We start from the raw sequence: 24,532 nt of genomic DNA, 5'->3' as shown, positions 1-24,532 counted from the left end.
GGTCGGGACGTTGTCCCAGTCGCGTCGCGAGACCTGGACCGATGTGTCATCAGGCGTAGCTGAGGATCAGTGATGCCGTCATGAACTGCGCCGCGATGTGCAGGCCCAGCAGCCAGCCACGCGCGGAGGCGAACGGCAGCCACTTTCTCGGCCAGGCGACCGCCGCGATGCCGAGCACGACTGCTGCCACGGGGCACCAGGGGCTCCAGTCCGCGACGGTGGCGCAGTCCTCGCCGTAGGTCACGCAGCCGGACGCCCGGGGCGTACTCAGCACGAAGAGGACGCAGCCGATCAGCACGGGCACGAGCATTCCCAGGGCGAACCAGGAGGCCGTGCGGATGTTGCGGTCCGCGCGTCGGGTGTCTGCTGTGCGCTGCTCGGCGGAGGCGGGCGTGGTTTCCATGCGGCCCATCCAACCCTCCGGCGATGCCGGAGGGTTGGGGGCCGGTACTCGGTTCCGCTGAGTATGCGCGCCCATTCGTTCAATGGCGCGACGGATGTGCGGGACGGGTGTGTGCGGCGGTTCAGCTGCCGTCGCGCAGGTCGTCAAGTCCCGTCGCACGGAACGCGATCCGGTCGAACGTCGCCTCGCAGCCCTCGCCCGTCGGGGACTGGACGAGGAAGCCGACCGACGCCTCGGCTGCCTGCTCGGGCTCGCCGAGGGCGAAGACGCGGACGAAGGTCCACTTCTCGCCGTCGGGCGAGGCGTGGAAGGCGAACGCGCTGCCCGTGCGGCTTAGGCGCAGCCAGCAGCTGTCGCCGTCCACGACGAAGGAGTTGACGTCGTCGGAGTGACCGCGGGTGACGACCGTGCAGACGGTGGGGCGGTCCGGGGAGAGTTCCAGACAGATCTTGGCCCACTCCCGTTCCCCGACGTGGAGGTAGAGCACTCCGGCGTCGAAGGCCGCGGCGAAGCCGACCCTCACCCGGGCGATCAGCTGGAAGTCGCCCCGGGGCGCGGGGCCGAGGAGGCGCGGTGCGTCGCTCACGGTGTCGAGGGCGGCGCCGCCCGGCGGTACGAAGCGGTCCTGGCGGGCGCCTGCCCGGCCGGTCAGTACGCCGTTCTCGTACGTCCAGTCGGCCTCGGGGCCGAACGGGCTCAGGTCGAAGGGGAGTTCGGGGAGTTGCGGGGTCATGCGCGGCGGCCGTTCACTCGGCGGGGCAGGTTCAGGGGGTTGTCGTCGCGGAGCTCCGGCGGGAGCAGGGCCTCGGGGGTCGTCTGGTAGGTGAGGGGGCGCAGCCAGCGTTCGATCGCGGTGGCGCCGACCGAGGTGGAGGTGGAGGTGGTGGCCGGGTAGGGGCCGCCGTGGTGCTGGGCGGGGGCGACGGCTACCCCGGTCGGCCAGCCGTTGACGAGGACCCGGCCGGCCAGCGGAGTGAGGGCCGCGAGGAGTCCGGGGGCGTCGGCGTCGGCTCCGTCCGTGGCCGTCTGGAGGGTGGCGGTGAGGTTGCCGGGGAGCCGGGAGAGGACAGCGGTGATCTCGTCCTCGGAGGCGTACCGGGCGACGACGGTGACGGGGCCGAAGCACTCCTCCAGGAGCGCGTCGTGCGGGCCCTCGGTGGTGAGGAGGTGTGCCGGTACGGTCAGGAAGCCGGCCGCGACGGTGTGGTCGCCGCCCGCGCCGGGGGTGACCGGGGCCTCCACGTCGGGGAGTTCGGCCCGTTCGCGTACGCCTGCGAGGAAGGCGTCGCGCATCCGGTGGTCGAGCAGGACCCCGGCCTCGGTGTCGCTGACCGTGTCGGTCAGGGACTTCAGCAGCCGGTCGCCGGTCTCGCCGGCCGGGGCCAGGACGAAACCGGGCTTGGTGCAGAACTGGCCCGCGCCCATGGTCATCGAGCCCCCGAGCCCGGCGCCGATCTGCTCGCCGCGCTCGGCGGCGGCCGCCTCGGTGACGACGACGGGGTTGAGGGAGCCCAGCTCGCCGTGGAAGGGGATGGGGGCGGGGCGCGCCGCCGCCGCGTCGAACAGGGCGCGACCGCCGCGTACCGAGCCGGTGAAGCCGGCGGCGGCGACGAGCGGGTGCTTGATCAGCTCGATGCCCGCCTCGAAGCCGTGGACCAGGATCAGTACGTCCTCGGGCAGTCCGACCTGCGCCGCGGCCCGGCGCAGTACGGAGGCGCACAGCTCGGAGGTGGCGGGGTGGTCGGGGTGCGCCTTGACGACGACCGGGCAGCCGGCCGCCAGTGCGCTCGCGGTGTCGCCCCCGGGGACGGAGAAGGCGAGCGGGAAGTTGCTGGCCGCGTACACGGCGACGACCCCGAGCGGGATCTTGTAGCGTCGCAGGTCGGGCCAGGGCGGGGTCCTGGTGGCGTCCTCGTGGTCGATGTGGATGTCGAGGAAGGCACCCTCGTCGACGACCTCCGCGAAGGCCCGCAGCTGGGCCGCGGTGCGGGCGAGTTCGCCGGTGAGCCGGGCCGGGCCGAGTGCGGTCTCCGCGTCGGCGGCCTCGATGACGTGTTCCCCGGCCTCGGTGAGCAGATCGGCCGCGGTACGCAGGAACGCGGCGCGCACGGTGCGGTCGGCGAGCGAGTCGCGTACCGCATGAGCGGCCCGGACCGCGCGGTCGACCTCCTCCGCTGTAGCCTCCACCGCAACCTGCTCACGCGGGTTCCCGGTGCGGGGGTCGACGCTCCAGACTGGTGCTGCTGCCACCGTGATTCCTTCCGCTCCACTGCCACACATCAGAAGTTGTTCGGTATTCTGAACAGAGTTCCCGATCGTGAATATGAAGCGACTCTATTTCCGGGCGTTCAGTGTGGCAAGGAGTCGCAGGGTTTCGTAAGTGGGCTGGAAGGGGCGTAGGGCGATGTCGGTTGCCGAGTCTGGTGGGGCACAGGTCAAGTCCGCGGTGCGGACCGTTGAACTCCTCGAATACTTCGCCGGGCGGCCCGGCATGCACTCGCTCGCCGCGGTGCAGGAGGCCGTCGGCTATCCCAAGTCCAGCCTCTACATGCTGCTGCGCACCCTGGTGGAGCTGGGCTGGGTGGAGACCGACGCGACGGGCACGCGGTACGGGATCGGCGTACGGGCCCTGCTGGTCGGCACCTCGTACATCGACGGTGACGAGGTGGTCGCGGCTGCCCGCCCGACCCTGGACCGGCTCTCCGACGACACGACGGAGACCATCCACCTGGCCCGCCTCGACGGGACGAACGTGGTGTACCTCGCCACCCGGCAGTCCCAGCACTATCTGCGCCCCTTCACCCGCGTCGGCCGCCGGCTGCCCGCGCACTCCACCTCGCTCGGCAAGGCGCTGCTCGCCACCCACAGCGACGAGCAGGTCCGCAAGATGCTCCCCGAGACGTTGCCCGCGCTGACCGAGCACACCATCACCGACCGCGAGAAGCTCATCGAGGATCTGCACCTCATCCGCGAGCAGGGGTACGCGGTGGACCGCGAGGAGAACACCCTCGGGCTGCGCTGCTTCGGAGTCGCCATCCCGTACCGCACCCCCGCCCGCGACGCCATCAGCTGCTCGGTGCCGGTCGCCCGGCTCACGCCCGCGCACGAGCAGATGGTGAAGGACGCGCTGTTCGACGCGCGGGACCGGCTGACGCTGGCCACCCGGAGGCTCTGATCATGCGGGTTGCCCTGCGCGAGGTGCGCGACAGCGATCTGTCATTGTTCTTCGCGTTCATGTCCGACCCGGAGTCGGTCAGGACGGCCGCCTTCACCAGCGAGGACCCCACCGACCGGGATGCGTTCGACGCCCACTGGCGACGGATCCTGGCCGACGGCTCCATCGTCATGCGGACGGTGGTCGTGGACGGCGCGGTGGTCGGCAACGCCGGGGCGTACGGGCCGCCGGACGACCGTCAGGTCACCTACTGGATCGACAGGGCGCACTGGGGCCGCGGGCTCGCGACGGCCGCGCTGCGCGCGTTGCTCGACGTCGTACCGGAACGCCCGCTGCACGCACGGGCCGCGGCCGACAACACCGGTTCGCGCCGGGTGCTGGAGAAGTGCGGGTTCACCGTCACCGGCAAGGACCACGGGTTCTCGCACGCCCGCGGTGAGGACACCGACGAGCTGCTGTTCGCCCTGGCGGGGTGACCCGGGGCATCGCCCCCGGCCGCCCCGGCCGATCATGAGGAATCGGTGAGAAGCGGCACAACCGGGAACGCCGCGCGGCGCCCCGCTCGTCCCTCCCGTGGGATGAACAAAACGATCAGGCACACCTCGGTCTTCTGCCTGCTGCTGGTGCTCGCCCTGCTGCTGCGGGCGACCTGGGTGCAGGCGTACCAGGCACAGGCGCTCGCAGACGACGACCACAACCGGCGGAACACCATCGCGCAGTACGCGCAGCCGCTCGGTGACATCATCGTGCCCGGGAACCCGGTCACCGGATCGAAGAGGACGGTGGGCAGCGACCTCGCGTACAAGCGCACCTATACGCAGGGCGAGCTCTACTCGGCCGTCACCGGCTACAGCTCGCAGGCGTACGGTGCCACGCAGCTCGAAGGGATCTACAGCCATGTGCTGGATGGCACCGACGACCGGCTGAAGAACCCGATGGACGTGGTGACGGGCAAGCAGGCCTCCCCCGGCAACGTCCTGACGACGATCGACCCCGATGTGCAGAAGGCGGCGTACGAGGCGCTCGGCAACGACAAGGGTGCGGCGGTCGCGATCGACCCGAAGACCGGGCAGATCCTGGGCATGGTCTCCACCCCTTCGTACGACCCGTCGACGATCAGCGGGACGGCGGACGGCGACGCCTGGAAGAAGCTGCTCGACGACGAGAGCAAGCCGCTGGTCAACCGTGCGCTGCGGCAGCCGCTGGCACCCGGTTCGACGTTCAAGCTGGTGGTGGCGGCCGCGGCGCTGGAGAACGGGCTGTACGGCTCCGTCGACGAGCGCACGGACAGCCCCAATCCGTACACCCTGCCGGGCACCAGCACGGTCCTGAAGAACGAGAGCGCCTCGGCCCCCTGCGAGAACGCCACGCTGCGCACCGCGCTCCAGTACTCCTGCAACAACGTCTTCGCGAAGGTCGCCGCCGACCTCGGCCAGGACAAGGTCAGGGCGATGGCGGAGAAGTTCGGCTTCAACACCGAGAAGCTCGACGTGCCGGTACGGGCCTCCAAGAGCGTCTACCCGTCCGGCATGGACAAGCCGCAGACGGCGCTGACGGGCATCGGCCAGTTCGAGGTCACCGCGACGCCGCTGCAGATCGCCATGGTCTCGGCCACCCTCGCCAACGGTGGCGAACTGGCAGCACCGCACATGGTGTCCGCGGTGACCGACTCCAAGGGCAACACGCTTGAGGACTTCGCGGACGGGGACACGAAGCGGGTCGTCTCGCAGTCCACCGCCGAGCAGCTGCGCAGCGCGATGGTGACCGTCGTCGAAGAGGGCACCGGCACCAACGCCCGGATCGCCGGAGCCGAAGTGGGCGGCAAGACGGGTACCGCGCAGAACGGCGTGGGCAACAGCAAGACCCCGTACGCCTGGTTCACCTCGTACGCGAAGGACAACTCCAGCGGCAAGGAGGTCGCGGTGGCGGTGCTCGTCGAGGACTCGGGCGCGGCCCGCTCGGAGGTCAGCGGCAACGGCCTGGCGGCGCCGATCGCTCAGAAGATGATGAAGGCAGCGCTCAAGGGGTGAGAAAAGGGGTGAGAGGGGCAGGCGCGGAGGCCGGGCTCCGGCTGTCGGAATCCGGCCGATGACCTCCGCCGCCCGACCCCTGCACGCCCGACGGACTCGCCGGGACCGGCCTGCCGCCGCAGCTGCTTCACGCCGAGCAACTGCGGCGGTGAGGATCGCGTGCTTGATCGCCTCCAGCACGTACTGTCCAACGCTTCCGAGAGAAGAACTTCACGGACATCCGGCATGCGCCGTACACCTGGTGCAGTGGCAACGGGTGCGGCCGAGCAGGAGTAGGGCATCCGCCCGATGCCGTCGGACGTCCTTACTCACCAGCCTGACCACGTGACGAGCGTGCGGATCAGGAGGGCTGCGGTGGGTGCGATGGCAAGGTCGGCGACGGTACGGGTGCTGCGGGACCGTACGGCGGGGCTGTTTCTCACGGCGGTCGTCGTCTCCGGTTTCGGGACGTCCGCGATGTGGCTCGCGGCCGGGGTCTGGGTCAAATCGCTCACCGGGTCGGACAGTCTGGCGGCGCTCGCCGTTTTCGCCATGTGGCTGCCGGTGCTGGTCGGGCCCGCCCTCGGGACGATCGCCGACCGGCTCCCCAGAAAGCCGCTCCTCGTCTGGTCGAATCTCGTCATGGCGGGGCTGCTGGCCTCGCTGATCGTGGTCGATTCGGCGGGGCGGATCTGGATCCTCTTCACCGTGCTCGTCCTGTACGGAACGAGTTCCGTACTGATGGACGCGGCCGAGTCGGCGCTGGTCGCCGGCGCCGTCGACGCCCGGCTGCTGGGTGATTTCAACGGGCTGCGGACGATGGCCGGCGAGGGCATGAAGCTGCTGGCGCCGCTGACCGGCGCCGGACTGTACGCCGGCTTCGGGGGCGGTGCGGTGGCACTGCTGGACGCGGTGTCGTTCGCGCTGGCGGCCGGCGTCTACGCGCTGCTGCCGGTACGGGAGCCGGCCACGGCCCCTCCGGCCGGCCGACGGGGCGAACTCGCCGCGGGCATGCGGCAGGTGTGGAAGTCACCGGTGCTGCGGCCGCTCGTGCTGGCGGGCTCGGTGACGATGCTGTGCGCGGGGCTCAACGGGGCAGCGATCTATGCCGTCGTCGATGACGGTCTCGGGCACTCCCCCACGTACGCGGGTGTGCTGTACGCGGTGCAGGGCGCCGGGTCCGTCACTGTCGGGCTGCTGGCCGGGCCGTTGCTTCGGCGGCTGCCGGAGCGGGTGTTCACGGCGGCCGGGATCGCTCTGTTCGCGGTGGCGGTGGGGGTACGGGCACTGCCGTACGACACGGCGGCGCTGGTGGCGAGCGCGGCCATCGGTATGGGGCTGCCGTGTGTACTGATCGCCGCGATGACGGCGGTGCAGCGGGAGACTCCGGACGCCGTGCTGGGCCGTACCGCCGCGACCGCCAATACGCTGATGATGGTGCCGAACGCGGTGGCGCTGGCGCTCGGTGCGGGGCTGGTCGCGCTGGTGGACATCCGGGTGCTGCTGCCGGTGGTCGCTGCCGCCGCACTGCTGACGGCGGCCCTGCTGGTCACGGGCCGGCGGATGGGGTCTCCCTGCTCGAACGAAGTTGAGAGCTTGGGGACCGCTGACGCCCCCACCGGCCCGTTTCCTTCATCGACCGAGGCGTGACAGTGCTCGGGCGACGGTCCTGAGGTCCGGGTCGGAGGCCAACCCGGCGTGGTACAGGCGCAGTTGGTTCGCGCCGCACGATGCCGCATGCGCGGCGTCGCGCTCCAGCGTGGTGGGGCTGCCGCCCATTCCCGTGACCACGGTGAAGTTGGCCGCGAGCACGCCCTCGCGCCCGGCGAATGGGCCGAGTGCGGCCTCGCGCGCCGCGTCGCCGCCGGTGCAGGGCAGCACCACACCGTCCGCCACGGACAGGATGTGCTCCGGGTCGACACCGACGTTGGCACCACAGCGGTACGGCGCGGGGTCGGCGTGCAGCAGCACCTGGAAGCCCGGCTTCGCCGCCTCCCGTACGGCGGCGACCGCGGACTCCTGGAGCGTACGGGCGACCTGGCCGCGCCACTGGAGGGTGGCGGCGGCGAGGTCGGCGCCGAGGAGCTTCTCGATGCCCGCCCACCCGGCCTCCGGGGAGCCGGAACCGGACCAGGCCGGTTTCAGCGCGCGGCGTACGGCAGCGGCCAACTCATCGGCGTCCAGGTCGTGTTCAGCGTATCCGGTCCGGCAGTCGGGGCAGAAGCAGAGCGACATCAGATACTGTGCCGCGTCCCCGAGGCCGACGCCCGCGATCTTGTCGTGGGCGTGCAGATGCGCGAAGCCGTACCAGCCGCAGGACTCCAGCTCGGTACCGCGCGCACCGCCTCGTACCGCCGCCTCCGCCGCCAGAGCGACCAGATACTCGCCCACCGCGGGCCGTGCGATGCACGGCGCCCAGGGGTAACGGTCGCCGTACGCGTTGACCACGGAGGTGTCCGGGTGCTCGGCGCCCAGCCGGGAGTTGTGCGCCAGGACCACCCAGGTGTGCACCTCGAGACCGGCGTCGGTGAGGGCCTGTGCGGCCTCGGCGTACGGATCGTCCGAGGCCACCCAGGACTGCTCGTACGGACGCAGCTCGCGCCCCGCCCACCGGGTGGCGTCCGGCGGGTAGAGCACCGCTCCATGCTCGGCTGTGACGATGCGGCGGCCGGGGTGACGCGGGGTCAACGCCCGGGTGGAGTGATAGGCGGCGGCGAGCGTCACCTGCTGGACTCCCAGGTCGGCGAAGCGGGCGGCCGCGTCCGGGTCGCCGACGACGTCCCACGGGTAGAGGAAGGCGGAGGTCTTCACCCGCGCTGCTCCTGCCCGTACTTCTCCAGCAGGGCTCGGCCGCGCGCGATGATCTCGGCGAGCTCCTCGATGTGAGCGGTGGGCGGCTCGGTGAGCGGGGTGCGGACCTCGCCCACATCCAGGCCGCCGAGCCGGACCGCCGCCTTGACGAGCGAGACGGCATAGCCGCGGCCCTTGGCGCGCAGTTCGACGAGTGGCCGGTAGAAGTGGTCGAGGAGCGCACCCGCCAGGTCGTCGTCGCCGGAGTCCAGCGCCCGGTAGAAGGCGAGCGCGATGTCGGGTGCGAAGGCGAAGACGGCGGAGGAATAGAGGGTGACGCCGATGCCCCGGTAGGCGAGGCCGGTGAGTTCGGCGGTGGGCAGCCCGTTGAAGTAGAGGAAGTCCTGGCCGGGCAGTTCGGTGCGGACGGCGCTGACGATCCGCTGCATCAGGTCGAGGTCGCCGTAGCCGTCCTTGAGGCCGATGATGCCGGGCGCCCCGGCCAGTGCGACGACGGTCTCCGGGGTGAAGACGGCGTTGTCCCGCTGGTAGACGATCGTCTCCAGACCGGTGGCCGCGGCGAGCGCCGTGTAGTGGCTCAGCAGCCCCGCCTGGTCGGCGAGGACGAGATACGGGGGCATGGCGAGGAGCCCGTCCGCGCCCGCGTCCTCGGCGAGCTTCGCGTACTGGATCGCGAGCGCCGTGCCGTATCCGGCTCCCGCGACGACGGGCACCTCTCCGGCGGTCTCCTCGACGGCCGCGGCGACGACGAGGCGGAATTCCTCCGGCGTCAGGGCATGGAACTCGCCGGTGCCGCAGCAGGCGAAGACGGCCGCCGCACCGGCGTCGACGCCGGTCCGCACATGCGTGCGGAAAGCGTCGATGTCGATCGCGCCGTCCGGTCCGTACGCGGTGACGGGGAAGAAGAGCGGCCCGGCGACACGGCTGAGTCGGGCGGCAAGAGGGGCTGAGGTCACGGGCGCTCCCTGAGCAGGTTCAGGCGTGCACAATTCTGATCGGTGTCCATATTCATGAACGCCTTCACGCTAAGGCAGCAGCCCGGCGCAGGTCAAGGCGGGAACGCGCAACCCGTCCGTTCACGAAGACGGAGTTACGGACTCCGCGAGAGAGTCCGCGAGAGAGGCGCCCGGCACTTGACGCAGTGCGTCATGACTTCTTAGCTTGTCCATGCATATGAATGTCGTCCATGGATTTGACGTCCCACGGGTACATGTCGCAGGTACCGCAGGGGCCGTGCACACGCGCGCAGGCCGCGCGCGTGCACCTATCGAGGAGATCCGCGTATGCCCGCTCCCCGCACCGTCCTGCTCACCGGCGCCGCCGGCGGTCTCGGCACCCTGATGCGCGGACTTCTGCCCGCTTACGGCTACGAGCTCCGCCTCTTCGACGTCGCCCCGATCGAGGGCGAGCCGGACGCGATCACGGCCGACCTCGGTGACAAGGGGGCGCTGCGCGAGGCCGTGCGGGGGGTCGACGCGATCATTCACCTCGCGGGCATCTCCCTGGAAGCCTCGTTCGACAAGATTCTGAAGGCGAACATCGAGGGGACGTACAACCTCTACGAGGCCGCGCGCGAAGAGGGCGTCGGACGCATCGTGTTCGCCTCCTCCAACCATGTCGTCGGCTACACCCCCCGCCCGCTCCCCGGCGACCCGCTGATCCCCATCGACGCCCCGCGCCGCCCCGACACCTTCTACGGCCTGTCCAAGTCCTTCGGCGAGGACCTCGCCCAGCTGTACTGGGACCGGCACGGCATGGAAACCGTCTCCGTACGCATCGGCTCCTGCTTCCCGGAACCGACATCCGTACGGATGCTCGCGGTCTGGATGAGCCCCGAGGACGGCGCCCGGCTCTTCCACGCCGCACTCACCGCCGAGGACGTGCGGCACACCGTCGTCCACGGCTCGTCCGGCAACACCCGGCTGTGGTGGGACCTGACGACGGCCCGCTCGCTCGGATACGAGCCGAGGGACGACTCGGAGCCGTACGCGGCCAAGCTCATCGCCGAACAGGGTGAGCTGGACCCGGACAACCCCGACCACGCCCACCTCGGCGGCCACTTCTGCACCAACGCGCCGATCTGGCCGCACTAGCCCGGCCCCGGGGATCAATGGAACCGTGGTCGGCGCTGAGATTGATCTCGGTCGTTCAGCGCAGCGCCGGTTCTGAGCGGCCGAAGACGGCGTACGAGCACGCGTGGCAGATCCGGGACGCCTACGGCTACCACCCGTTCGAGGATCTGGAGTGGGCCGGAAGTTCCGGAAGTTCCGGACGTTCCTGCTTCGGCGGGCGTGGACGGGGGCTGAGGGGCCGGTGGCGCTGTTCAACCAGGCAGTCGGGTGGCTGCGCCGCAACCGGGTGCTGCTGCCGGGTGTCTCGGTGCCGGCCAAGCAGGTCGGCGCGGTGCGCAGGGTGGCGGGAGAAGCGGCGGTACGCCGCCGGCTCGCCGCCGCGCAGGCTCGCGGCCGGGGTCGGCGGGCGCCGACCCCGGCTCACCGAGGACCGGGCCGCGCTCGCTCAGCAGCTCTACGACGCCCGCGAGAGACCGTCCAGCAGGTCGCCGACCTGTTCGGCGTGGACCGGTCGACGGTGTACGGGCACCTCGACAAGACCAAGACCGTCCCGCGCCGGCCCAAGAAGACCGCAGTCACGAGGTCCTGACCACTACCTGCGGCTGGTGTCCGAGCCAGGACTCCGGGTCCTTGCCGAGCGCTCACGGTCGGAGCCGAGCTGGATCTCCCGTCCCTGCCAGCGCTCCCGAAGCCAGCGGTCGTGGCTGGCCAGCACGATCGCGCCGGGGCCGGTGCCCAGCGCCGCCTCCAGCTCGTCGCACAGGCGCGGCGACAGGTGGTTGGTAGGTTCGTCGAGCAGCAGCAACTGCGGCGGCCGCGCCACCAGCAGCGCAAGCGCGAGCCGTCGGCGCTGTCCGACCGAGAGTCGGCCGACCGGCTTGTCCAGGTCCGCCTCGTGCATCAGACCCAGCGAGCCCAGCGGCACCGCCTCGGCCCGCTCGGCACCCAGCGCCAGCTCATAGGTGTCCCGGACGGACCGGTCCGGGACGTGGAAAACGGTGTCCTGGGCGAGCAGTCCCACGGTCAGTCCGCGCTGCCGCCGCACCTGGCCCTCGGGTGTGAGCCGACCGGCGAGTACAGCCAGCAGAGTCGACTTCCCGGTCCCGTTCCCACCGGTGACCAGCAGACGGTCCGTCGCCGACACCTCCGCACTCACCACTGCGAGCCGGCCCGGCACCCGTACGTCATCCAGGGACACCAGCGGACCGTCGCCCTCCGCCGCCGGTGCGGCGAGCGCCGTGCTCCCGAACCGCAGCGGCTTCGGCGGCTCGCCGACCTGGGAGCGCTCCAGCTCCTCCAGGCGGCGGGTGGCGTTGCGCACCCGCCGGGAAATCTGGCTCTGGACCCGGCCGGCGCGGTGGCCGTAGCCCATCTTCTCGTTGTCACTCGGCCCCCGGTCCTGTGCGACGCGGTGCGCGGTGACCCCGGCGCACACCCGTAGCGCCGCCCGTTCCTTCAGTTCCTCGGCCCAGCGCCGTTCCCAGCGTTCCCGCTCAGCACGCTTCTCGGCCAGGTAGCCGCTGTAGTTGCCGCCATAGCGGACCGGGCCGTCCATCGCGGGGTCGAGGTCGATCAGGTCCGTGCACGTGGCGTCCAAAAAGGCCCGGTCGTGGCTGGCCAGCACGACGACCCCGGGCAGGGTGCGCAGCTGCTCCTCGACGAAGGCGGCGGCACCGTCGTCGAGATGGTTGGTCGGTTCGTCCAGCAGCAGCGCGGAAGGCCGCCGGACCAGCAGCGCGGCCAGCGCGAGCCGGCCGCGCTGCCCGCCGGACAGCGACCCGAGCGTCCGATCGTGTCCGAAGGCGCCGAGGCCGAGGCCATCGAGCACGAGCGCGGCACGCCGGTCGGCGTCCCAGACCTCCCGTTCCTGGGCCTGTTCGAGCCGGACACCGTACGCGTCGAGCAGGCCGGTGTACTCAGGCGCGTCCTGCGCGGTCCGCGCGAGCTGCTCGGTGAGACGTTCCAGCTCGGCGAGGTCCTCCCTGGCCTCGCGCAGGGCGTCGTCGAGTACGTCGGCGATCGTCACGGCGGCGTCGTATGGCATTTCCTGCTGAAGAAAGCCCAGATCGGGCGGTATCGAGACGCTGCCGGCGTCAGGCTCGTCCGTCCCGGCCAGCAGGCGCAGCAGGGTCGACTTGCCGACGCCGTTCTCCCCGATCAGCCCGATGCGGTGCCCGGGCGAGGCTGTCAGGGAGACACCGTCGAGCACCCGTCGGTCGCCGAGTGTGCGGACGAGGCCGTGGGCGAGCAGAGCGGGCTCAAGCATGGGATCCGTCCAACGTGATCGGTGCTCGGCCCGCGGGGCGGCATGCCTCGGACACGGGCCAGGTCGACACGCCGGCGGCTCACACCTCGGGGGCCGCCGTCTCCTTCAGCTCACCGTCGGCCAGCCGCAGCCACCGGTTCACGCCGATCGCGCGCAGGAACCGCTCGTCGTGGCTGACCACTACGAAGGCCCCCTGGTAGGAGTTCAGGGCGCTCTCCAACTGGCCCGCGCTGACCAGGTCGAGGTTGTTCGTCGGCTCGTCCAGTAGCAACAGGTGCGGAGCCGGCTCCGCGCACAGCACACAGGCCAGGGTGGCGCGCAGCCGCTCGCCTCCGGAGAGCACCCCGACGGGCAGATGGGCGCGAGGCCCACGGAAGAGGAAGCGGGCGAGCAGGTTCATCCGCTCGGCCTCCGGCCGCTCCGGGGCGTAGTCGGCGAAGTTCTCGGCGACCGTACGGTCCAGGTCCAGCAGGTCGAGGCGCTGCGAGAGGTAGGCGATGCGGCCGTCGGCCCGCTTGATCTCGCCGCTCCGTGGTGTCAGGTCACCGTTGAGCAGACGCAGCAGAGTGCTCTTGCCGACACCGTTGGGACCGGTCAGCGCGATGCGCTCCGGGCCCCGGACGGTCAGGTCGACGCCCTGGTCGCCGAACACGTCCTTGTCGCCGAGACGGACCCGGAGCTGCTCGCCGAGGAACAGGTTGCGTCCGGCGGGCACATCGGTGTCCGGCAGGTCCAGCGTGATGCGCTGCTCCTCGCGCAGCGCACGCCCGGCCTCGTCCAGCCGGGCCTTCGCCTCGCCGATCCGGTTGGCGTGCATCTGGCCCGCCCGGCCTGCGGACTCCTGGGCGCCCCGCTTCATGTTGCCGGCGAAGATACGGGGCAGACCGGCGCTCTTCAGGTTGCGAGCGGCATTACTCTGCCGGCGGTCGGCGCGCTCGCGAGCCTGCTGCATCTCCCGCTTCTCCCGCTTCAGCTCCTGTTCGGCGTTGCGGACGTTCTTCTCGGCGACTTCCTGCTCGGCCCGCACGGCCTCCTCGTACTCGGTGAAGTTGCCGCCGTAGAAGCGCAGTTCGCCGCGGTCGAGTTCGGCGATGCGTTCCATGCGGTCGAGCAGGGCGCGGTCGTGGCTGACCAGGAGCAGGCAGCCGTTGAAGTCCTCCAGCACGTCGTAGAGCTTGTGCCGGGCGTCGAGGTCGAGGTTGTTGGTGGGCTCGTCGAGCAGCAGCACGTCGGGCCGCTTCAGCAACTGGGCGGCGAGACCGAGGGAGATGACCTGGCCGCCGCTGAGGGTGCTCAGGCTGCGGTCCAGGGTGAGGTCGGCCAGGCCGAGGCGGTCGAGCTGGGCGCGGGTGCGTTCCTCGATGTCCCAGTCATCGCCGATGGTGGTGAAGTGCTTCTCGTCGACGTCCGCGGACTCCACGGCGTCGATGGCCTGGATGATCGCGGCGATGCCCAGCACCTCGGCGACCGTGAGGTCGCCGGTCAGGGGGAGGCTCTGAGGGAGGTAGCCGGGGGCGCCGGCCACGGAGACCGACCCGTTGCCGGGCCGCAGTTCACCGGCGATGAGCTTGAGCAGCGTGCTCTTGCCGGTGCCATTGGGCGCGACGAGGCCGGTGCGGCCGGAGCCGACGGTGAAGGACAGGTCCCGGAAGACGGGAGTGTCGTCGGGCCAGGTGAAGGACAGGTCCGAGCAGACGATGGAGGCGTTGGACATGGAGGTGACCTTGTGGGAATGGGGCATGGAAGACACTTCTGCCCCGGTGGCAGACAGGGGGAAAGAGGGGACGACAGAGAGGCCATCCTGCGGCGCTTCCACGCACCGGCCGGTGGCCTGTCGGGTCCGGGTATCACCCGGAGATGTCGTCGTCCACCACCATGCCTGGGCTCCTCAACAAATGATCAAGGTCTTCATCAGGTTAACACAGGGGCGCGGGACCGGGGACGCGACGGGGTCACCCGGTCGGGACCTCGACAGGCCGCCCGCGCAGGTTGCCGTGCCGTAGCCGGGCCGGCCGCACCAGCCGCCCGGCCGCGCCAAGAGTGCGCCAAGGCGGGTGAAGGTAAGGGAACGGCAAAGCCGGGTCGTTCGTTACCCCGTGCATGACCGCTATGACCCCCGGCTCGAACATCCCTCTCTCCGCCGCCCGCGTGGCAGTGGACGTCTCCGCACCGGTGCGGCTCGACGTTTCGGGCCTGCTGCTCACCGCCGACGGCAAGGTGCGCTCCGACGACGACTTCATCTTCTACAACCAGCCCACCGGCCCCGGCGTGACCTACCGCTCCGGCGGCGGCACCGCACCGGACGCGATCGTGGTGGACACCACCGCGGTCCCGTCCGGCATCGAGAAGATCGTCGTCACGGCGAGCCCGGATGCGGCGGGCCAGACCTTCCAGGGCATCGAGCCCACCGCGACCGTGCGCAACGCCGACGACGGCAGTGTGCTCGCCACCTTCACCCCGCCCCAGCTGGGCACCGAGACGGCGCTCGTGGTCATCGAGGTCTATCTCCGCAACGGCGCCTGGAAGGCCCGCGCGGTCGGCCAGGGCTATGCGAACGGACTGGCCGGTATCGCCACGGACTTCGGCGTCTCGGTCGAGGAGGAGCCCGCCGCCGCTCCCGCGCCCGCCCCCGTCGTACCCCCGATGCCCGCCGCCGCCCCGGTGGACCCGCGGATCGCCGCGCCTGTGGCCCCCTCGGCCCCGCCCGCCGCCGCTCCCGCGCCCGCCGCCTCCGGCAAGATCAACCTCGACAAGGGTCGGGTCAGCCTCCAGAAGAACCAGACGGTCTCCCTGGTCAAGGGCGGCCGCCCGCTGCTCTCCCAGGTCAAGATGGGCCTCGGCTGGGAGCCCGCGTTCCGCGGCAAGGACATCGACCTCGACGCCTCGGTGATCGCCTACGGCCCCAACCGGAACCACCTGGACAGCTGCTACTTCGGCAAGCTCTCCATCCTGAACGGCGCGGTCAAGCACTCCGGCGACAACCTCACGGGCGAGGGCGCGGGTGACGACGAGGTGATCGTCGTCGACCTGGGCCGGATCCCGGCCGAGGCGACCGGTCTGGTCTTCACGGTCAACTCGTTCACCGGCCAGAAGTTCACCGAGGTCGCCAAGGCCTACTGCCGGCTGATCGACGCCACCACCGGCGAGGAGCTGGTCCGCTTCGACCTGACCGGCGCCGAGCCGCAGACCGGCGTGATGATGGCCAAGCTGATCAAGCAGTTCTCCGGCGAGTGGGAGATGACGGCCATGGGCGACTTCGTGAAGTCGCGCACCGTCCGGGGCATGGTGAAGCCCGCCGCCCAGGCGCTGTAGCGCCGCAAAGGTCTCCGACACGACTTCAGGGGCACCTGCGGGTGCAGGTGCCCCTGAAAGCCGGAGAGCGTAACGGGGACGCTGCGCGTACTCGCCGCCTCTCTCAGAGCTTGGTCAGCTTTGAGTACGGGCTCAGGATCCTCCCCTGTCGCCCCGAGAAGTCGATGAGCACTGCGTCGTTGTCGCCCTCGACAGCAAGGACTCGACCGAGTCCGAACTGGTCGTGCGACACCCTGTCGCCCACATCGAACAATTCGACCGGTGGGGCCGCCTGGGCCGGGCGGTTGAAGGGACTGGAAGGCAGGTATCGCCGGGCTGACTGTTTCATTACCTTGAGTATGCGCCCTGGGAACGCCCGACGCCATGCCCGTCGACTCCTGGGGGCGCACTGATGCCGGATTCGTAATCAGCGATTCCAGGGCCAGTCCGCGTCCCGGCCCGCTTCCAGCAGCGGCACCATGCGGAACGCCGCGTCCGAAAGCCCCCCGAAGGTGTGGCGGTTCCCACCTCCCGACGGGGCGTGCCCGACCCGGTATCCGGCCAGGTTCCAGGTGTAGACGGGCACACCGGCCGGCACGGCCGCGGTGGCATCCGCGGCGTACGAGAACGACGCCTGCTCGTCGGTGACGATCAGTACCCGGTCATGGGCCCGGTAGTGCCGGCGCACCGCCTCCTCGGTGTTGGTGCCGCCGAGGTCACCGAAGCGCTCCAGGACCTTCAGCACGGACTCGCCCCGGCGATACGTCACCGGTGCACTGCTCGTACCGAACTGCACCAGATCGGCGTCGGCTGCCCGCAGCGCCAGCGCCGTACCGAAGATTGCGGCGGCGTCGGCCCGGTTGAGCTGCGAGCGGTCCGAGAGCGGCGACCACATCGAGCCCGAGCGGTCGACCAGGATCAGCGTCCGCCCCGGCAGCGCGGGCACATTGCCCAGGGAGTGGCCGAGCGCCTTCTCCAAAGCGTGTGCCCAGCGCAGCGAGGGCGCGTGCTGATAGGCGGCGAGGTAGCGGAACGGGAACTGCCGCGATGCGGCGACCACGGCCGGGTCGCAGATCTTCGCAGCCACCTGCGCGGCGACCTCGTCCGAGACGCCGGCCTCGTCGAAGTTGCGCAGATTGCGGACGAGCGCCATCGCGCCCATCGACGGAATCACCGCTTCCCATGCCTTGGCGTCCATCGGCCCCTGCAGCCAGCCCGCCAGTCCCTCCCAGGTCATGCCCGCGGCAGCCAGCCGGTCCGCACCGTCCGCACCGACGACCACTGCCCGCCGCTCCTCGACCGGCAGCTCCATCAGCGCACGGTGCGCGGTGAGGGTGCGGTCGGAGACCGGCACCACGGCCGCCTCCGGGTGGTGGCGGCGGTCGAGGGCGTACCGGAACAGCTCGCCCTGCCATGGCTTCTCCCGGTCGGGCGCGGCGTGCACCAGGTTCAGGATGTCGCCGAAGCGGTAGCCCTTGGACGCGGTGTCGTACTTCAGCAGCGACTTGCCGTTGTAGAGGCGGCGCACGGCATCGGCGATGCCGCGCTTGACGGGCTTGGGCACGGCACGGCCGTAGCGCGAGGTCCAGTACCCGAGGAGTTCACCGGGCTCGTCGGCGCGCAGCAGGACGGAGTCGACGACCTGCCGGTTGGACGGTCCGTCCTCGGCACCCGCGTCGAGCCGTGCCTTCACGTACTCGGCGGCGCCGACGATCGAAGCGGTACGCATCTGGCCGTCGCGGCGCAGCCAGTGGAGCAGACCGGCGGTCCACTCGGGGTCGCCGACGGCGAGGACCCGCACCAGTTCGGCGAATCGGTTGTCGCGCTGCTCGCCGTCCTCGTAAAAGGTCTGCTGCGAAACGAAATTGGCGACGGCGAGCAGAAAGAGCTCGGAGCGATTGTCGCGGAGATATCCACGGCCGCCCTGATGGGTCGGCGCGGTACGCCCGGTCGACTTCACGGGCGAGGTGGCGCGGGGCTTGATGGTACGGGTGTTGAAGCGTGCCATGTGAATTCCCCCGAATTCATTGGGAGAAGGCACAGCGGGAAAAGGGTGCCCGAGATCAGGAGTCGGCGACGGGCTTGCCTGATGCTCTACCGCTTGAGCTACCGGCCGTGGCCGGACGGGACTTGAACCCGCAACCGTCAGATCCGAGAAGTATCCGTCACCTGCGCACCGGGCACCCCCCGATGTCTGTGCCTCCCGAGATCAGAGTCGGCGGCGGCGATTTTCGTTTCAAGAAGTAGCCGCAGCCTGCGCACCGGGAGGTGCATGCAGTACTTGCTTGTGAAGTTTTGATGTCCGGAGATCAGAGTCGGCGGAACCGACGAAGGCGCTCTGCCACTGAGCTACGCCTGTACGAAATACGGGCGGCGGGACTCGAACCCGCGACATCCTCCTTGGAAGTAGGTCCTGCCTGCGCACCTGGACACAGGCAGGACTCTAGAGGGGCAACTCCGCAGCGCGCGAGGGAATTACGCGCGAGCGGTGGACGCGCACGGGATCGCGCCCGAAGGGGATTCCGCGCGGATGGCTTCCGGCGGTACCGGCCGTCAGTGGCGGTTCGGCTGACGCTTCCACGGACCGGTGATGGCGAGCATGATGCCCGGCGTCTGGATGTTGGCGTACAGCGTCTTGCCGTCGGGCGAGAACGTGACACCGGTGAACTCGCTGTACTCCGGCTCCTGTTCGCTGCCGATGTTCAGCTCGTTGCGGGCGATCGGGTACGTGCGGCCGCTTTCGGTCGCCCCGAACAGGTGCTGGATGCCGTTGCCGTCCTCGGCGATGACCAGACCGCCGTACGGCGAGACGGTGATGTTGTCCGGGCCGTCGAAGGCGCCGTCCTTCGACGGGTCGGCGTTCACGCCGAGGAGCACCTTCAGCGTCAGCGTGCGGCGCTTCGGGTCGTAGAACCAGACCTGGCCGTCGTGCTGGACCGGGCTCTCCGCGCGGGCGAACGAGGAGACGATGTACACGCCGCCGTCGCCCCACCACATGCCTTCGAGCTTGCGTGCGCGGGTGACCTCGCTGTCCGTGAACTGCTTGCGCACCGAGACGGTCTTCGCGTCACGGTCGGGTACGTCGACCCAGTCCACGCCGTACACCGTGCCGATCTTCGTGGCGCGGGACAGGTCGTCGACGAACTTGCCGCTCTTGTCGAAGCACTTGGCGGCCTGGAGGACACCGGCGTCGTCGGCGAGCGTGCGCAGCTTGCCGCGGCCGTGCTTGAAGCCGTGCGGCGGAACCCAGCGGTAGAGCAGTCCGTTGGGGCCCGCGGCGTCCTCGGTCAGGTAGGCGTGGCCGAGCTTGGGGTCGATGACGACGGCCTCGTGGGCGTACCGGCCGAGCGCCTTGATCGGGCGCGGGTCACGGTTGGCGCGCTTGTCGTACGGGTCGACCTCGAAGACGTAGCCGTGGTCCTTGAGCAGGCCGTTCTTGCCGGCCTTGTCCTCGGTCTCCTCGCAGGTGAGCCACGTGCCCCACGGGGAGGCGCCACCCGCGCAGTTGGTGGAGGTACCGGCGATGCCGACCCACTCGGCGGTACGGCCGTCGCGGCGGGTCTCCACGACGGTGCAGCCGCCGGCCGCGACCGGGTCGTAGACGAGGCCCTCGGCCAGCGGCACCGGGTACTCCCAGCCGGCGCGGGTGCCGCTCAGCTCGTGGTTGTTGACGAGCAGGGTGACGCCGCGCGGGCCCTCGAAGGTGGCCGTGCCGTCGTGGTTGGAGGGGGTGTACTCACCGGACTCCAGTTTGGTGACACCACTGTGGGTGATGACCTTGTAGGAGAAGCCGGCGGGCAGCGCAAGGAGGCCCTTGGGGTCGGCGATCAGCGCCCCGTAGCCGGGCTCGTGGCTGTGACCGTGGTCGTGGTCGTGACCGTCGCCGTCGTGGCCGTGCTTCGAGTCCTCTGCGGCCAGGGCGCCGGGCGCGGTGGCCAGCGCGGCGACCGTACCGGTCAGGGCGATGCCGGCACCGGTGAGGGCGGACTGTCTGGTGAATTCCCTGCGCGTGAAGGGCATCACGTACTCCTGGAGCAACTGGGCGGGTTGTTGGCGCGCCCACAGTCGCGCCCCTGTGCCAACACCAGTTGAACTACGGACGACGTCGGGGGGCATCCTTCCTGTGCAGTTGGCCGGATGCGGTCGGCCGGAGTGGATCACGCGCCCGGCACGTGCCGTCCGCCGCGAACCGCCACGCTCACGCCGCCCGCGTGAGCGGGCGGCGCAACCTCCTGGGTTTGTCTCAGGCCCCTGTCCGCGACCGCGCCTTGAACGCCGCCTTGCGGGCCTCCTTGGCCTTCTTCTTGTCGCTGTGCAGCCGCCCCATCGCTTCGAGGACGTCCGCCGTCGCCGGGTGCTCCACGCGCCACGCCTCGTCGAAGAAGCCGCTGTGCTGGCCTGCCAGGCCCTCGACCAGGCCCTGGAGCTCTTCCAGATCGCCCTCGGACTCCAGCTGGGCCGCGATCGTGTCGATGGCGAGCCAGAAGATCATCGACTCCGGCGGTGCGGGTACGTCCGCCGCGCCCAGCTCCGCGAGCCAGACCCGTGCGAGACCGCCCAGCTCGGGGTCGTCCAATACCGCGCGCACCGCGGGCTCCGCCTCCGCGCCGACCAGGGCGAGCGCCTGCTGGCAGTGGAGACGGCGCAGCGGTGCCTGCTGGTCCGCGCCGCGTGCCGCACCGAGGAGTTCGGCCGCGGCACCGTCCACGCCGCGCCGGGTGAGCCACAGCTCGACCTCGCTGCGCGCCGCCGTCTCGGGGTAGTACGCGATGCCGCCGAGGAGTGCGTCGGCGCCCTTGTCCGCGAGGTCGCCGATCGCCGGGGCGTCCACTCCGGCCTCCAGCATCCGGGCCCGGATGCCGTACAGGCCGAGCGGGGTCAGCTTCACCATTCCGTACCGGGTGACGTCCTCGTCGTCGGCCGGCGGGGTGGCGTCCTCGCCCTCCTCGGCCAGCAACGCCTCGTCCAGCGGGCGGTATTCGACGATCCCGATGGGTTCGAGGACCCGGAACTGGTCGTCGAGGCGCATCATCGCCTCGGACACCTGCTCAAGGACGTCGTCGGTGGGCTCACCCATGTCTTCGGGCACGATCATCGACGCGGCGAGCGCGGGCAGCGGTACGGGCGCCGCGTCCGCTCCGCCGTCGCCGACGGTGAGCAGATACAGATTACCGAGGACGCCGTCGAGGAATTCCGCCTCGACCTCCGGGTCCCAGTCCAGGGATTCGAAGTCGATCGAGCCGTCCTCGCCGACGAGGTCGGCGAAGTCCTCGAAGACGGGCGCGGTGGCGTCGGCGTGGACGGCCTCCAGACCGTCGAGCCAGATCGAGAGAACGTCCTGCGGTGATCCGCCGGTGATCAGCGCCAGGTTCTCACCGGCGGCGGCGGTCCCCTCCGCGTCCTCTCCCGCGGCCTCCTCCGGGTCCTCGACGTCGACGAGCCCCGCGTCGACCGCGAGCCGCCACGCCTCGCTCGCCTCCGCGGCACCGTCCTCGTCCGCCGTGAGGCCGAGGTGCTCGGCCGCCGCGGGCAGCTGTTCCTCGACGAGCTCGCCACCGGCGCCGACCCGGGTCTCCGGGCCCGCCCAGCGGGCGAGCCGGACAGCGCGGGCGAGCAGCGGCGCGGCGAGCGCGTCCCGTGCCAGCTCGGCCTCGGTGTGCAGCCGTACGGGCGGCAGGGTGGGGCGCTCTGCGGACATCAGGTGGTTCTCCTCGGGACGTACGGGGCGTACGGGTTCAGGCGGCCCAAGCGTAGACGCATTTCGCCCCATGCCACCCGGTTCATGCGACGGACAGCCGCCGTCCACCCCGGGGACCTTGACAACTGCCTTGCCCGCACAAGAGATTGACGCGCGTAGACCTCCACTCCTGACCCTCGATTCCCCCGGAGTCCGTGATGCCCGCCGCATCGTCCAGAACGACCGCTGTCTCCGCCGTAGTCACCGCTGCGCTCGCCGCCGGCCTGCTCACCGGCGCAGCCACCACCTCCGCGTCCGCCTCCCCGTCCGCCTCCCCGTCCGCCGACGGCCAGGTCCGGATCCACGACATCCAGGGCACCACCCGGATATCCCCGCTCACCGGCCGGCAGGTCAGCGGTGTCGCGGGCATCGTCACGGGTGTGCGGACGTACGGCTCGAAGGGCTTCTGGTTCCAGGACCCCGAGCCCGACGCCGACCCCGCCACCAGCGAGGGCATCTTCGTCTACACCGGCTCCGCGCCGACCGTCTCGGTCGGTGACGCGGTCACGGTCTCCGGCACGGTCGCCGAGTACGTCCCGGGCGGCCTCTCCTCCGGCAACCAGTCACTCACCCAGATCAGCAAGCCCACCGTCACGGTGGTGTCCTCCGGCAACGCCCTGCCCGCGCCGGTGACGGTCTCGGAGCGCTCGGTCCCCTCGCGGTACACCCCGGAGGGCGACCCCGCGGCGGGCGGCTCCATCGACGCGCTCCCCCTCGTCCCGTCCCGCTACGCCCTGGACTACTACGAGTCCCTGGAGGGCATGAACATCCGCATCGGCACCTCGCGGGTGGTCGGCGCCACCGACCCGTACGGCGAGCTGTGGGTGACGGTGAAGCCGCACGAGAACGCGAGCCGCCGCGGCGGTACGGTCTACGGCTCGTACACCGCGCAGAACACCGGCCGGCTCCAGATCCAGTCGCTGGCGCCGGCCGCCGAGCAGCCCTTCCCCAGCGCCGATGTCGGTGATGTGCTGTCCGGTACGACCGAGGGTCCGCTCGACTTCAACCAGTACGGCGGCTACACGCTGACCGCCCGCACCCTGGGCACGGTCACCGACAAGGGCCTGGCCCGGGAGACGACCCGCAAGCAGCGCGGCGGCGAGCTCGCGGTGGCGACGTACAACGTCGAGAACCTCGACCCGGGCGACCCGCAGGAGAAGTTCGACGCGCTCGCCGCCGCCGTGGTCGACAACCTCGCCTCCCCCGACATCGTGGCGCTGGAGGAGATCCAGGACAACAACGGCGCGAAGGACGACGGTACGGTCGCCGCCGACCGGACGGTCGAGAAGTTCACCGCCGCGATCGTGGCGGCGGGCGGCCCGGCGTACGAGTGGCGTTCCATCGACCCGGAGGACAAGAAGGACGGCGGCGAGCCCGGCGGCAACATCCGTCAGGTGTTCCTCTTCAACCCGGCGCGGGTGTCGTTCACCGACCGCGCGGGCGGCGACGCGACGACGGCGACCGATGTCGTTCGGGAGCGGGGCCGGGCGGCCCTGACCCTCTCCCCCGGCCGGATCGATCCGGCGAACGCGGCGTGGAAGAACAGCCGCAAGCCCCTCGCCGGGGAGTTCGGATTCCGCGGCCGTACGGTCTTCGTCGTCGCCAACCACTTCGCGTCCAAGGGCGGCGACGAGTCCATCGTCTCCCAGCACCAGCCGCCCACCCGCTCGTCCGAGGTCCAGCGGCATGCGCAGGCCGAGGTGGTCAACACCTTCGTCAAGAAGCTGCTGAACGTCCAGAAGAACGCGGACGTCCTGGTCGTCGGCGACATCAACGACTTCGAGTTCTCCGGCACGACAAAGGCGCTGACGGCCGGTGGCGTGCTGTACCCGGCGGTGAAGTCGCTGCCGCGCCCGGAGCGTTACTCGTACGTCTACCAGGGCAACACCCAGGTGCTCGACCAGATCCTGACCAGCCCGTCGATCGACGGCTTCCACTACGACAGCGTGCACATCAACGCCGAGTTCGCCGACCAGAACAGCGACCACGACCCGCAGGTGCTCCGCTTCCGCCCGTAGCCCCCTCGACGCTACGCGCCCGCCCTCGGCCTCATGCTGAGCGCGGGCGTGTACCGGTGCACGCCGCCGCCGCTCACGCCCGGATACGACCGCACCCGCTCCCACTGCGGTGTCCTCGACCCGACCCCGTCACCGGGCGCGGCCAGCGCGTCGGCATGGGCCCGGGCGCTCTCCCATTCGGCGTAATTGAGTACGCGCGTTCCGTCGGTGCTCACATGGAAGTGTCCGGAGATACCGCCGGGGGCGGGCGCCGGATCGGTCCCCAGCGCCTCGAACACGGTGTCGACCCAGTCCCGCTGCCGCGCCTTGTCCGCGCCGTCGAACTCGACGTCGACGATCACGACGCACCCCGGCTCCCGCTCCTCCCCCAGCCCCGCGGAGCGGTACAGCTCAAGGGTGTGCAGCCCGAGCCGCCGGATGCCCGGCACGGCGGCGTCGATGTCCGCGTTGCGCTCGTCCCGACCGTGCCGGAAGAAGTCCTGATACGCCTGTTCCCCACTCCACTGGGTGTAGTGGAACAACGTCTTCCCGTCCTCACCGACATGGACGGTGTACGAGAGCAGCCCCGGATGCGGCCACTCACGGCTGTCCCACGCCTTGCGAATGGCCTCGACCGTCTGCCGCTGCCGCTCGGGGGTCCCGACATCCCAGGTGCTCGCCTTGACCAGTCCGACGTCATTACGGGCAAGATCGGGACGGGATTCGAATTGCACACTCATGACGGGTCCTCCTGAATGGTGCACCCAAGTG

The 24,532-nt window shown here is 70.6% G+C and carries 19 protein-coding genes and 1 pseudogene; 8 read left to right on the top strand and 12 right to left on the bottom strand.

The features are described from left to right. Window positions 1-49: 49 nt before the first annotated feature. The 3 genes from OG609_RS31255 to OG609_RS31245 form a co-directional block, all read right to left on the bottom strand. Window positions 50-403 (bottom strand): hypothetical protein, encoded by a 354-nt coding sequence (locus tag OG609_RS31255; protein ID WP_327275896.1) that lies wholly within the window; start codon window positions 401-403, stop codon window positions 50-52. Between the two features lie 121 nt (window positions 404-524). Continuing rightward, window positions 525-1,136: a DUF1349 domain-containing protein gene (locus OG609_RS31250; RefSeq protein ID WP_327275895.1), complete on the bottom strand. Its 612-nt coding sequence runs from the start codon at window positions 1,134-1,136 to the stop codon at window positions 525-527. Next, the gene (locus tag OG609_RS31245) at window positions 1,133-2,653 is read right to left on the bottom strand and encodes an aldehyde dehydrogenase (NADP(+)) (protein ID WP_327275894.1); all 1,521 of its coding nucleotides are present in this window, start codon (window positions 2,651-2,653) and stop codon (window positions 1,133-1,135) included. The genes OG609_RS31250 and OG609_RS31245 overlap by 4 nt, the downstream gene beginning before the upstream one ends. Before the next feature lie 154 nt (window positions 2,654-2,807). On the opposite strand from OG609_RS31245, the gene OG609_RS31240 reads away from it, so the two are divergent. From OG609_RS31240 to OG609_RS31225, 4 genes are all read left to right on the top strand, one after another. Next, window positions 2,808-3,578, top strand: coding sequence for an IclR family transcriptional regulator (locus tag OG609_RS31240; protein ID WP_327275893.1), 771 nt, complete (start codon window positions 2,808-2,810; stop codon window positions 3,576-3,578). A gap of 2 nt (window positions 3,579-3,580) precedes the next feature. Next, window positions 3,581-4,054: a GNAT family N-acetyltransferase gene (locus tag OG609_RS31235; protein ID WP_327275892.1), complete on the top strand. Its 474-nt coding sequence runs from the start codon at window positions 3,581-3,583 to the stop codon at window positions 4,052-4,054. 102 nt (window positions 4,055-4,156) lie between these two features. After that, window positions 4,157-5,608: a peptidoglycan D,D-transpeptidase FtsI family protein gene (locus OG609_RS31230; protein ID WP_327275891.1), complete on the top strand. Its 1,452-nt coding sequence runs from the start codon at window positions 4,157-4,159 to the stop codon at window positions 5,606-5,608. 363 nt (window positions 5,609-5,971) lie between these two features. Continuing rightward, window positions 5,972-7,237, top strand: a complete 1,266-nt coding sequence (locus OG609_RS31225) for an MFS transporter (protein ID WP_327275890.1) — start codon at window positions 5,972-5,974, stop codon at window positions 7,235-7,237. On the opposite strand, the gene OG609_RS31220 is transcribed toward OG609_RS31225, so the two are convergent. Further along, window positions 7,220-8,398, bottom strand: coding sequence for a hypothetical protein (locus OG609_RS31220; RefSeq protein ID WP_327275889.1), 1,179 nt, complete (start codon window positions 8,396-8,398; stop codon window positions 7,220-7,222). The genes OG609_RS31225 and OG609_RS31220 overlap by 18 nt on opposite strands. Next, window positions 8,395-9,354 (bottom strand): 5-dehydro-4-deoxyglucarate dehydratase, encoded by a 960-nt coding sequence (locus tag OG609_RS31215; RefSeq protein ID WP_327275888.1) that lies wholly within the window; start codon window positions 9,352-9,354, stop codon window positions 8,395-8,397. The genes OG609_RS31220 and OG609_RS31215 overlap by 4 nt, the downstream gene beginning before the upstream one ends. Before the next feature lie 327 nt (window positions 9,355-9,681). Here OG609_RS31215 and OG609_RS31210 point away from each other — a divergent pair, with 327 nt between their 5' ends. Together OG609_RS31210 and OG609_RS46335 are read left to right on the top strand one after the other, a co-directional pair. Next, entirely contained in the window at window positions 9,682-10,491 is an 810-nt protein-coding gene (locus OG609_RS31210) for an NAD-dependent epimerase/dehydratase family protein (protein ID WP_327275887.1), read from the top strand. Window positions 10,492-10,538: 47 nt separating this feature from the next. Further along, window positions 10,539-10,879, top strand: a pseudogene (locus tag OG609_RS46335) (DUF4158 domain-containing protein); the annotation flags it as partial. 183 nt (window positions 10,880-11,062) lie between these two features. On the opposite strand, the gene OG609_RS31200 reads toward OG609_RS46335, so the two are convergent. Together OG609_RS31200 and abc-f are read right to left on the bottom strand one after the other, a co-directional pair. Next, entirely contained in the window at window positions 11,063-12,736 is a 1,674-nt protein-coding gene (locus OG609_RS31200; RefSeq protein ID WP_327275885.1) for an ABC-F family ATP-binding cassette domain-containing protein, read from the bottom strand. Between the two features lie 79 nt (window positions 12,737-12,815). Then, window positions 12,816-14,450 (bottom strand): ribosomal protection-like ABC-F family protein, encoded by a 1,635-nt coding sequence (gene abc-f, locus OG609_RS31195; RefSeq protein WP_327278246.1) that lies wholly within the window; start codon window positions 14,448-14,450, stop codon window positions 12,816-12,818. A 386-nt stretch (window positions 14,451-14,836) separates the two neighbouring features. Here abc-f and OG609_RS31190 point away from each other — a divergent pair, with 386 nt between their 5' ends. Continuing rightward, window positions 14,837-16,048, top strand: coding sequence for a TerD family protein (locus OG609_RS31190; RefSeq protein WP_327275884.1), 1,212 nt, complete (start codon window positions 14,837-14,839; stop codon window positions 16,046-16,048). A gap of 103 nt (window positions 16,049-16,151) precedes the next feature. Here the strand turns inward: OG609_RS31190 and OG609_RS31185 are convergent, their stop codons facing one another. From OG609_RS31185 to OG609_RS31170, 4 genes are all read right to left on the bottom strand, one after another. Then, window positions 16,152-16,376 (bottom strand): hypothetical protein, encoded by a 225-nt coding sequence (locus OG609_RS31185; RefSeq protein ID WP_327275883.1) that lies wholly within the window; start codon window positions 16,374-16,376, stop codon window positions 16,152-16,154. A gap of 78 nt (window positions 16,377-16,454) precedes the next feature. Continuing rightward, window positions 16,455-18,035 (bottom strand): TROVE domain-containing protein, encoded by a 1,581-nt coding sequence (locus OG609_RS31180; RefSeq protein WP_327275882.1) that lies wholly within the window; start codon window positions 18,033-18,035, stop codon window positions 16,455-16,457. Window positions 18,036-18,580: 545 nt separating this feature from the next. Then, a complete protein-coding gene (locus OG609_RS31175; RefSeq protein WP_327275881.1) occupies window positions 18,581-20,047 on the bottom strand; it encodes an alkaline phosphatase PhoX in 1,467 nt (488 codons plus the stop codon). Window positions 20,048-20,270: 223 nt separating this feature from the next. Continuing rightward, on the bottom strand, window positions 20,271-21,725 hold the full coding sequence (locus tag OG609_RS31170; RefSeq protein WP_327275880.1) for a hypothetical protein: 1,455 nt from the start codon (window positions 21,723-21,725) through the stop codon (window positions 20,271-20,273). Between the two features lie 197 nt (window positions 21,726-21,922). Here OG609_RS31170 and OG609_RS31165 point away from each other — a divergent pair, with 197 nt between their 5' ends. Continuing rightward, window positions 21,923-23,782 carry an endonuclease/exonuclease/phosphatase family protein gene (locus OG609_RS31165; RefSeq protein WP_327275879.1) on the top strand — a complete coding sequence of 620 codons (1,860 nt, stop codon included), beginning with the start codon at window positions 21,923-21,925 and terminating at the stop codon, window positions 23,780-23,782. An 11-nt stretch (window positions 23,783-23,793) separates the two neighbouring features. On the opposite strand, the gene OG609_RS31160 is transcribed toward OG609_RS31165, so the two are convergent. After that, on the bottom strand, window positions 23,794-24,501 hold the full coding sequence (locus tag OG609_RS31160) for an antibiotic biosynthesis monooxygenase (RefSeq protein WP_327275878.1): 708 nt from the start codon (window positions 24,499-24,501) through the stop codon (window positions 23,794-23,796). Window positions 24,502-24,532: the final 31 nt, after the last annotated feature.

Source organism: Streptomyces sp. NBC_01224 (assembly GCF_036002945.1).
Taxonomy (GTDB): domain Bacteria; phylum Actinomycetota; class Actinomycetes; order Streptomycetales; family Streptomycetaceae; genus Streptomyces.
Note: the sequence above shows the minus strand (reverse complement) of the source record. Positions and strands in the feature narration are given on the sequence as shown.

Excerpts from the sequence above, each read along its gene's own strand:
- OG609_RS31255 (WP_327275896.1), bottom strand. The coding sequence starts at position 403 with ATGGAAACCACGCCCGCCTCCGCCGAGCAGCGCACAGCAGACACCCGA.
- OG609_RS31250 (WP_327275895.1), bottom strand. The coding sequence starts at position 1,136 with ATGACCCCGCAACTCCCCGAACTCCCCTTCGACCTGAGCCCGTTCGGC.
- OG609_RS31240 (WP_327275893.1), top strand. The coding sequence starts at position 2,808 with ATGTCGGTTGCCGAGTCTGGTGGGGCACAGGTCAAGTCCGCGGTGCGG.
- OG609_RS31235 (WP_327275892.1), top strand. The coding sequence starts at position 3,581 with ATGCGGGTTGCCCTGCGCGAGGTGCGCGACAGCGATCTGTCATTGTTC.
- OG609_RS31230 (WP_327275891.1), top strand. The coding sequence starts at position 4,157 with ATGAACAAAACGATCAGGCACACCTCGGTCTTCTGCCTGCTGCTGGTG.
- OG609_RS31225 (WP_327275890.1), top strand. The coding sequence starts at position 5,972 with ATGGCAAGGTCGGCGACGGTACGGGTGCTGCGGGACCGTACGGCGGGG.
- OG609_RS31210 (WP_327275887.1), top strand. The coding sequence starts at position 9,682 with ATGCCCGCTCCCCGCACCGTCCTGCTCACCGGCGCCGCCGGCGGTCTC.
- OG609_RS31200 (WP_327275885.1), bottom strand. The coding sequence starts at position 12,736 with ATGCTTGAGCCCGCTCTGCTCGCCCACGGCCTCGTCCGCACACTCGGC.
- abc-f (WP_327278246.1), bottom strand. The coding sequence starts at position 14,450 with ATGTCCAACGCCTCCATCGTCTGCTCGGACCTGTCCTTCACCTGGCCC.
- OG609_RS31190 (WP_327275884.1), top strand. The coding sequence starts at position 14,837 with ATGACCGCTATGACCCCCGGCTCGAACATCCCTCTCTCCGCCGCCCGC.
- OG609_RS31185 (WP_327275883.1), bottom strand. The coding sequence starts at position 16,376 with ATGAAACAGTCAGCCCGGCGATACCTGCCTTCCAGTCCCTTCAACCGC.
- OG609_RS31180 (WP_327275882.1), bottom strand. The coding sequence starts at position 18,035 with ATGGCACGCTTCAACACCCGTACCATCAAGCCCCGCGCCACCTCGCCC.
- OG609_RS31175 (WP_327275881.1), bottom strand. The coding sequence starts at position 20,047 with ATGCCCTTCACGCGCAGGGAATTCACCAGACAGTCCGCCCTCACCGGT.
- OG609_RS31170 (WP_327275880.1), bottom strand. The coding sequence starts at position 21,725 with ATGTCCGCAGAGCGCCCCACCCTGCCGCCCGTACGGCTGCACACCGAG.
- OG609_RS31165 (WP_327275879.1), top strand. The coding sequence starts at position 21,923 with ATGCCCGCCGCATCGTCCAGAACGACCGCTGTCTCCGCCGTAGTCACC.
- OG609_RS31160 (WP_327275878.1), bottom strand. The coding sequence starts at position 24,501 with ATGAGTGTGCAATTCGAATCCCGTCCCGATCTTGCCCGTAATGACGTC.